7 protein-coding genes and 1 pseudogene are annotated in these 5,682 nt (G+C 70.5%); 4 read left to right on the top strand and 4 right to left on the bottom strand.

The features are described 5' to 3' along the window. Both ACUJ8O_RS11305 and istB read left to right on the top strand, forming a co-directional pair. Positions 1–687 (top strand): annotated as a pseudogene (locus tag ACUJ8O_RS11305) (IS21-like element ISMlu14 family transposase); the annotation flags it as partial. Continuing rightward, a complete protein-coding gene (gene istB, locus ACUJ8O_RS11310; protein ID WP_010078636.1) occupies positions 684–1,469 on the top strand; it encodes an IS21-like element helper ATPase IstB in 786 nt (261 codons plus the stop codon). The pseudogene ACUJ8O_RS11305 and the gene istB, both read left to right, overlap by 4 nt. A gap of 319 nt (positions 1,470–1,788) precedes the next feature. Here the strand turns inward: istB and ACUJ8O_RS11315 are convergent, their stop codons facing one another. Beyond that, entirely contained in the window at positions 1,789–2,178 is a 390-nt protein-coding gene (locus ACUJ8O_RS11315) for a heavy metal-responsive transcriptional regulator (protein ID WP_036382791.1), read from the bottom strand. Positions 2,179–2,249: 71 nt separating this feature from the next. Between ACUJ8O_RS11315 and merA the strand changes: the two genes are divergently transcribed. Further along, on the top strand, positions 2,250–3,698 hold the full coding sequence (merA, locus tag ACUJ8O_RS11320; protein WP_036341525.1) for a mercury(II) reductase: 1,449 nt from the start codon (positions 2,250–2,252) through the stop codon (positions 3,696–3,698). Positions 3,699–3,969: 271 nt separating this feature from the next. Here the strand turns inward: merA and ACUJ8O_RS11325 are convergent, their stop codons facing one another. The 3 genes from ACUJ8O_RS11325 to ACUJ8O_RS11335 form a co-directional block, all read right to left on the bottom strand. Next, positions 3,970–4,110: a hypothetical protein gene (locus ACUJ8O_RS11325; protein WP_200869970.1), complete on the bottom strand. Its 141-nt coding sequence runs from the start codon at positions 4,108–4,110 to the stop codon at positions 3,970–3,972. A 64-nt stretch (positions 4,111–4,174) separates the two neighbouring features. After that, a complete protein-coding gene (locus tag ACUJ8O_RS11330) occupies positions 4,175–5,086 on the bottom strand; it encodes a cation diffusion facilitator family transporter (RefSeq protein ID WP_002854089.1) in 912 nt (303 codons plus the stop codon). Next, on the bottom strand, positions 5,086–5,460 hold the full coding sequence (locus ACUJ8O_RS11335; protein WP_044659923.1) for an ArsR/SmtB family transcription factor: 375 nt from the start codon (positions 5,458–5,460) through the stop codon (positions 5,086–5,088). Before ACUJ8O_RS11335 ends, ACUJ8O_RS11330 begins: the two co-directional genes overlap by 1 nt. Before the next feature lie 86 nt (positions 5,461–5,546). On the opposite strand from ACUJ8O_RS11335, the gene ACUJ8O_RS11340 reads away from it, so the two are divergent. Beyond that, positions 5,547–5,682, top strand: a 136-nt coding sequence (locus tag ACUJ8O_RS11340; protein WP_036378784.1) for an ArsR family transcriptional regulator, incomplete at its 3' end; no start/stop codon positions are given.

Genomic DNA, 5,682 nt, shown 5'->3' on the forward strand with positions numbered 1-5,682 from the left:
ACCCGGCGCCGCCCGGACCACATGCTCGCCGAGGAGACCAGCGCGTTGCATCGGATCCCCGCCACGGCGCACACCGTGGCCTACGGGGTGGGACGGAAGGTGCCGGAGAACACGCCGATGGTCTCCTTCGAAAACGCCCAGTACTCGGTGCCCGCGCACCTGCTCGGGGCCGAGGTGTTCGTGCGCCATCACGGCACCGGACCGGACTCGATGGTGGTGATCATGCACGCCGGTGCGCAGGGGCCGGTGGAGGTCGCCCGGCACCGGGTGGCCCGGCCCGGGTCCCCGGCCATCGACGACGCGCACTTCCCCGGCCACGAGACGGACAAGGTGCCCGGGGACTACACCCCGGTGCCCCGTTCGGCGGCGGAGGCCGAGTTCCTGGCCATCGGGGCCGGAGCGAGGACCTGGCTGGTGGAGGCCGCCGCGGCCGGCACCAGCCGGATCGGTCAGAAGATGGCCGAGGCCGTCACCCTGGCCAAGCTCGCCGGCACCGACCAGGTCGACCGCGCCCTCGGGGTGGCCGCGGTGCACCAGCGCTTCGCCCACGGCGACCTGGCCTCCCTGCTCACCGCCGCCGGCCACCGCACCGGGATGCACACCGCCACCGAGGAACGGTCCCTGACCCAGGGCACCGCCGGCTGGGCCGGCCTCGGTACCTCCAACACCGAGGGGGCAGCCCGGTGAGCATCCACACCCCGAACACCGCCGCACCGGCGCTGCCGGCCGATTTGGAGGCGCTGTTGCGGCAGCTGAAGATGCCCCACGCCCGCGGTATCGCCGCCGAGGTACTGGCCACCGCCCGGGCCCAACGCTGGGAGCCGGCCGAGGTCCTCAAGGCCCTGCTGGTCGAGGAGACCACCGGTCGGGCCCGATCCATGCTCGCCGCCCGGCGCAAGGCCGCCGGGTTCCCCACCGGCAAGACCTTCACGACCTGGGATCCGGGCGCCTCCTCGATCCCGGCCCCGACCCAGCAGTCCCTGCGCACCCTGGAATGGCTCTCGCGCAGAGAGAACCTCGTGGTCTGCGGGCCCTCCGGCACCGGCAAGACCTTCTTCCTCGAGGCCCTGGGCCAGCAGGCCGTGGAGGAGGGCAAGCGGGTGGCCTGGTTCACCCTGGAGGACCTCGGGGCGATGATCCGGGCCCACCGGCCCGATGACACCATCACCAAAGCCGTCGCCCGAATCCTGCGCGCCGACCTGATCGTCATCGACGACATCGGCCTGCTGCCGGTCGCCGACGATGCCGCCGAGGGCCTCTACCGCATCGTGGACGCCGCCTACGAGAAACGCTCCGTAGCGATCAGCTCGAACCTGCACCCGGCCGGCTTCGACGAGCTGATGCCCAAGACCCTGGCCACCGCCACCGTGGACCGGCTCCTGCACCACGCCCACGTCTGCCAGACCACCGGAGACTCCGTACGGATGACCCAGGCAATGGCCGGGAAGGGAGTCATGCCACTGAACTGATCCCATCACGGTGGCCAGCACCACCACCCAAACGGGCAAACCAGCTGGCCACCAGTGGGCAGTTCTGATGGCCACCAGCGGGAAGAAACACTGGCCGCCTATGGGCAGAACTCAATGGCCCTTGACACAAGAGGGCGCTGCGAGTGAGGCTCACGTTCCGCAAGCCGATCCTTCACCGGGACAGCGGCCGACGGCAGGCCGGAGGAATAGGCGTCGCGATAGGGTGCACCCCGCGCAACAGAACCATTGCGAAAGGTCTAACACCCCAACGCAACAGAGTGGGCCGCCATGCGCTGCCACGGGCCCGTGAACTTCGGTGTCACAGGTAGCGGCAGACATCCTCGGGGGAGCACGTGGCCGGGTCGCCGGCGGCGGCGTCCTCGCGCAGGTCGGCGATCGTGGTGCGTAGCTGCGCGAGCTCGGCGAGTTGCCGGTCGATCACATCAAGGCGGGTGTCGAGCAGGTCGGTGACGTGCCGGCAGGGGGCCTGCCCCCGGTCGCGGATGTCCAGCACCTGACCGATCTGGGCCAGGGTCAGCCCGGCCGCTTGCCCCCGGCGGATGAAGTCCAGCCGGTCGAGCACCTCGGCGCCGTAGTCCCGGTAGCCCGCCGGGGTGCGGTCCGCGGCGGGTAGCAGCCCGACCTCCTCGTAGTACCGCAGGGTCTTGCTCGTCGTGCCCGACGCCCGAGCCACCTCACCGATCCGCATGCCACTCATTCTCCCCCTTGACCTTCCAGTGCACTGGAAGGTCGATCCTGAGGGCGATGAAGGAGGAGTTCATGACGGCAACGGCTAACAGCAGGTCGTATGACCTGGCAATGATCGGGTTCGGTGGGGCGGCGTTCGCGGCCGCGATCCGCGCCACCAACCTCGGCAGACGGGTGGTGATGATCGAGCGTGGCACCGTCGGCGGTACCTGCGTGAACACCGGGTGCGTGCCCTCCAAGGCCTTGCTCGCGACCGCCGAGGCCCGCCACGTCACACTCGACGCCTCCCGGTTCCCCGGCCTGCCGCTCCCCGAAGTCCGGCCGGTCGACATGCCCGCCTTGATCGCCGGCAAGGATCGGCTCGTCGGGTCACTGCGTGGCGAGAAGTACCTGGACCTGGCCACCGAGTACGGATGGGATCTCCACCCCGGGGACGCCACGTTCGTCGGCACACCCAGCGAGCCGGCACTGCGCGTCACCGGCCCTGACGGCACGGTGGAGACGGTCCGGGCCGCGCACTACCTCATCGCCACCGGCTCCAGGCCCTGGGCGCCGCCGGTCCCCGGCCTGCAGGAGGCCGGTTACCTGACCTCGACCACCGCGATGGAACTGGACCACGTCCCGGAGTCGCTGCTGGTCATCGGCGGCGGCTACGTCGCGATGGAGCAGGCCCAGCTCTTCGCTCGGCTCGGCGTCCGGGTCACCATGCTGGTCCGCTCACGGCTGGCGTCCCAGGAAGAACCCGAGGCGTCCACCGCCCTGGATGAGATCTTCACGGACGAAGGCATCCAGATCATCCGCGGCGCGGTGCCCAGCGCGGTCCGCCGCGACCCGGCCACCGGCGAGGTCACGGTCACTGCCACCACCACTGACGGCTCACAGGAACTCCGGGCGGCCGAGGTACTCGTCGCCACCGGGCGCCGCCCGGTCACCGCCACGCTCGGTCTCGACACCGTCGACGTGCGCACCGGCGACCACGGCGAGGTGGTTGTCGACAGCCATCTGCGCAGCACCAACCCGCGCGTCTGGGCTGCCGGTGACGTCACCGCCCACCGTCAGTTCGTGTACGTCGCCGCGGCCCACGGCGCCCTCGTCGCCGACAACGCCCTCACCGGCGCCGGCCTCGAGGTCGACTACCGCCACCTGCCCCGGGTCGTGTTCACCAGCCCCGCCCTGGCCGCCGTCGGGATGACCGAACGGCAGGCCTCCGCTGCCGGGATCCGCTACGACAGCCGTGTCCTGTCACTCGCGCACGTCCCACGCGCGATCGTCAACCGCGACACCCGCGGGTTCATCAAGATGGTCACCGACGCCGACACCGGCCGCATCATCGGCATTACCGCCCTGGCCCAGGACGCCGGCGACCTCGCCGCCGCCGGGGTCTACATGCTCGAGGCCGGCATGACCACCAGCCAGGTCGCCAACCTCTGGAGCCCCTACCTGACCATGGCCGAAGGCCTCAAGCTCACCGCGCAGGCCTTCACCACCGACATCGCCAAGCTCTCCTGCTGCGCGGCGTGAACCTGCCCCGCACACAGGGACACCGATAGGGGACCGCCTCGCCCCGGGGCGCGAGACAAGAAAATGGGCGCCGATCAGCCCTACTTACTGGCACCCCTGCGTATCGGACCTGCAACCACCGGGGAGTTCAGTCGATGCAAGAACTCCCGTCCCAGGCCTATATCTGGACGTCTTCACGACCTCTACGTGCTCGACCCGACGAGGACAGCACTGGACGACGCGATGACCGCCTTGCGGCGCCGCCATGAGGCCGCGGTCCGTTTGGGCCGCGTCACCGCACCACCATGACCACGATCGTCACCACGTAAGCCGCGGCGACCAGACCGATCCCCAGCAGGGTGAGCACCACCCCGCGCCGGACCGGCCGCTGGCCCTCGTCCGGCCCGGGGCCCTTGCCGTGCTTCGCGGTCATCGCGCGCTCCTAAGACGTTGCTCAAGCATGTGCGGCTCTCGCGAGCGGGCTTCCGTGCCGAGTGCTACCAGCTCAGGTCGTGACAGCCGTCGCTGCCGGCGCCCTCCACCTGCAAGGTGGCATGGGCGATACCGTAACGGTCGCGCAGCACCCGGCGCGCGCCGGCAAGCACGGCGCCGTGGTCCGCGCCCTGGTCAGCGACCAGGTGGGCCGTGGCCACGTTCATCCCCGACGTCAGGGTCCACAGGTGCAGGTCGTGGACCTCCTCCACCCCCTCGACCGCGTCCAGGTCACCGGCGACGTCCTCCGGGTCCACCCCTTCCGGGGCGTGCTGGCCCAGCACCGCGATCACCTGCCTGCCCAGAACCACCGCCCGGATGATGACGAAGACCGCGATGAGCGCCGCGACCACGACGTCCCAGATCGGCTGGCCGGTGAGGATGATCAGCACGCCGGCGACCATGACACCCACCGACCCGGCGGCGTCGGCGATCACCTCGTAGTAGGCGCCCTTGACGTTCAGGCTGTCCTTGGCCCCGCTGCGCAGCAGCAGCATGGAGATGATGTTGATCACCAGGCCGGCGAAGCCGACCGCGAGCATGGCGCCGGAGGCCACCTCCGGCGCGTCACCCAGCCGGCTGATGGCCTCGACCACCACGTACACCCCGACCGCGAGCATCGCCAGCACCGCCAACGCCGAGGCGAACACCTCGGCCCGGTAGGAGCCATAGGTGCGTCGCCCCGTGGAGTCCGGCCGGCTCGCGATGCGCGTCGCCAGCAGCGCCGCACCCAGCACCACCACATCGGCAGCCATGTGCCCGGCATCCGACAGCAGCGCCAACGACCCCGACACCAGCCCCGCGACCAGCTCGATCAGGAAGAAGCCCGCCGTCAGGGCGAACGCCCCCGCCAGCCGCCGACGGTAGCGGCCACCGGCATGCCCGGTCGCCGGGGCATGGCTGTGTCCCGCCCCCATCAGCCCTGCCCCTCGTGGCGGGCGTGCTCACGGGAGACGTCCAGCAGCATCCGCACATGCCCGTCAGCGAGGCGGTAGTACACCATCCGCCCCTCCCGGCGGTTCTCGACCACCCCAGCGGTACGCAGCACCCGCAGCACCTGGGACACCGACGCCTCCGCGACATCGACCGACGCCGCCAGGTCACACACGCACAGCTCGCCGGCCTCCAGCAACGCATACAGCGCCCGGGCACGGCGCGGGTCCCCCAGGAGCTTGAACAGCCCGGCCAACCTGCCGGCCTCGCGCTCGTCGGGGATCCTCTCCCGGGTCAGCGCCACCTTCTCCGGATGGACGGCGGTGACCTGACACGAATCCAACGGCGTCACACTCATGCCACGACCATACACCTATGCAGATGTGCAGATATCAGCAGCGGGAGCCACACACGAGAGGTCAGCAGGTTCTGTATGGTCAGCGCATGCTGACTATTGCTTCGCGGCTGGACGTGATGAACCGGCTGGGCCGGGCGATGGCCGACCCGACCCGCTCCCGCATCCTCATGACACTCCTCGAGGGCCCGAGCTACCCGGCGGTACTCGCCCGCGACCTAGGGC

The organism is Micrococcus sp. EWR3.9.1 (assembly GCF_052615555.1).

Excerpts from the sequence above, each read along its gene's own strand:
- ACUJ8O_RS11315 (WP_036382791.1), bottom strand. The coding sequence starts at position 2,178 with ATGCGGATCGGTGAGGTGGCTCGGGCGTCGGGCACGACGAGCAAGACC.
- merA (WP_036341525.1), top strand. The coding sequence starts at position 2,250 with ATGACGGCAACGGCTAACAGCAGGTCGTATGACCTGGCAATGATCGGG.
- ACUJ8O_RS11325 (WP_200869970.1), bottom strand. The coding sequence starts at position 4,110 with ATGACCGCGAAGCACGGCAAGGGCCCCGGGCCGGACGAGGGCCAGCGG.
- ACUJ8O_RS11330 (WP_002854089.1), bottom strand. The coding sequence starts at position 5,086 with ATGGGGGCGGGACACAGCCATGCCCCGGCGACCGGGCATGCCGGTGGC.
- ACUJ8O_RS11335 (WP_044659923.1), bottom strand. The coding sequence starts at position 5,460 with ATGAGTGTGACGCCGTTGGATTCGTGTCAGGTCACCGCCGTCCATCCG.